We start from the raw sequence: 2,520 nt of genomic DNA on the forward strand, positions 1-2,520 counted from the left end.
TCCGTTGCTCAGCGTCACGGTCACCGGAGTGCCGGCAGCATTGGTCAGGGTCGCGGTGTAGACGATAGAACCGCCTTCGGCCACCGAGTTGCTGGCGCTCAGAGTCAGGTTGGTCGTGTCGACTGTGTCAGTCACGGTGGTGCTGACCGGTGTTTTGTCGGCGACCAGGTTTTCGTAGTTGCCGCCGCTGACGTTGGCGATGGCATTGGTCAGCGGCGTGTGGCCATTCAGCGCATCGTTGGGTGCGAGGGTGGTCACGGTGCCGGTGGTTTTACCGACTTCGATGGTGATCGTCTGACCGTTGGCCAAAGACACGGTGACCGGGCTGCCAGTTACTGCGGTGCCAACAGTGGCGGTGTAGGTGACGGTGCCCCCTTCAGCTGCCGACTCAGTGGCTTTCAGGGTCACGGTCGAGGTATCGATGGTGTCAGTGACCGCGGTCACTGCCGGAACCGTGCTCGGTACCAGGTTCTCGAAGTTGCCACCGGTGGCGGTGCTGATCGTGGCGCTGACTTTGCCAGCATCGATGTAAGCATCGTCCTTCGGCGCATCAACCGTCACGGTGCCAGTGGTTTTGCCGGCATCGNGCCGTTGCTCAGCGTGACGGTGACCGGGGTACCGGCAGAATGGGTCAGGTTCGCGGTGTAGACGATCGAACCACCTTCAACAACCGACTCAGTCGCGCTCAGGCTAATCGTCGTGGTGTCAGCGGTGTCAGTCACTTTTGTGACGACGGCCGAGCTATCGGTATCCAGTTTTTCGAAGTTGCCGCCAGTGCTGTCCGCGATCGCGGCCCTGACGGGCGCCGCACCGGTGAAGACGTCATTTGGCACGGTGTACGGCGCCGAACCGCTGGACTCGCCGGCCTTGATGTTGATCACCAGACCGTTGTTCAGCGTAACGGCCATGGCGGTGTCGGCCGGGTGGCTCAACGTGGCGGTGTAGGTGATCTGACCACCTTCGCCGACGGTGCTCACATCGGCACTGAGCTTCAGTGTGGTGGTGTCGGTGGTGTCATTGACGGTGGTGGTGTGAGTGGTTGTGCTGACGTCGAGCTTTTCGAAGTTGCCGCCGCTGGTGCTGGCGATACCAACGGTGATTTTGCTGCCGTCCTTGTAGACGTCATCGGCAGGTGCGGGAATGGTAATGAAGCCCGACTTGTCGCCGGCCTTGATCACGATGCTTTCGCCGTTGCTCAACTTGACCGTCATGTCGGTGCCGGCCGCATTCGTCAGGTTGGCGGTGTAGGTGATCGTGCCGCCTTCGAACACGCTACCGCTGGCGGTCATGGTCACTTTGGTGGTGTCCACGGTATCGCTGACAGAGGTGTCCGCCGATTTGCCGTCGATTGCCAGTTTTTCGAAGTTGCCGCCCTTGGCATCATCTATCTTCACGCTCAGCGAACCGCCGCCGGCGAGGGCATCGTTCGGCGTAACAAAGTTCACGCTCGCGCTGCTCGATCCAACCGGGATGGTGATGGTCTGGCCGTTGGATAAGGTCACGACCACTGGCGAATCGGTCACTGGCGCGGTGACGGATGCGGTGTAAACCACGGTGCCGCCTTCGGTCACAGTGCCGTTGGCCGTCAGGCTGACTGTCGACGTGTTGAGTGTGTCAGTCACTTCCGTGACCGCAGCTGCCGGATTGGTGACCAGGCTTTCGAAGTCGCCACCGCTGGCGTCCTTGATGGTCGCTTCGACTTTGCGGGCGTCTTTGTACACGTCGTCTTTCGGTGCATCGACAGTGACGGAGCCGCTGGTAGCATCGGCCGCGATGGTGATCACTGCGCCGTTGCTCAACGTGACGGTCACCGGAGTCCCGGCAGCATTGGTCAGGGTCGCGGTGTAGACGATTGAACCGCCTTCGGCGACTGAGTTGCTGGCACTCAGAGTCAGGTTGGTCGTGTCGACTGTGTCAGTCACGGTGGTGCTGACCGGGGTTTTGTCGGCGACCAGGTTTTCGTAGTTGCCGCCGCTGACGTTGGTGATCGAGTTGGTCAGCGGAGTGTGACCGTTCAACGCATCGTTAGGTGCGAGGGTGGTTACGGTGCCGGTGGTTTTACCGATGTCGATGGTGATGGTCTGGCCGTTGGCCAAAGACACGGTGACCGGGCTGCCAGTGACTGCGGTGCCAACAGTGGCGGTGTAGGTGACGGTGCCACCTTCAGCGGCCGACTCAGTGGCTTTCAGGGTCACGGTCGAGGTATCGATGGTATCAGTGACGCTGGTCACTGCCGGAACCGTGCTTGGTACCAGGTTCTCGAAGTTGCCACCGGTCGCCGTGCTGATCGTGGCGCTGACTTTGCCAGCGTCGATATAAGCATCGTCCTTCGGCGCATCGACGGTCGCGGTGCCGGTGGTTTTACCGGCATCGATGGTGATCACGGCTCCGTTGCTCAGCGTCACGGTCACCGGAGTGCCGGCAGCATTGGTCAGGGTCGCGGTGTAGACGATCGAACCGCCTTCGGCGACCGAGTTGCTGGCGCTCAGCGACAGGTTGGTGGTGTCGACTGTGTCAGTG

The 2,520-nt window shown here is 61.1% G+C and carries 1 pseudogene; it reads right to left on the reverse strand.

The features are described from left to right. A pseudogene (locus E3W21_RS32205) lies at positions 1-2,520 on the reverse strand (immunoglobulin-like domain-containing protein); the annotation flags it as partial.

The organism is Pseudomonas sp. F01002, from assembly GCF_004402115.1.
Lineage (GTDB): Bacteria > Pseudomonadota > Gammaproteobacteria > Pseudomonadales > Pseudomonadaceae > Aquipseudomonas > Aquipseudomonas frigoris.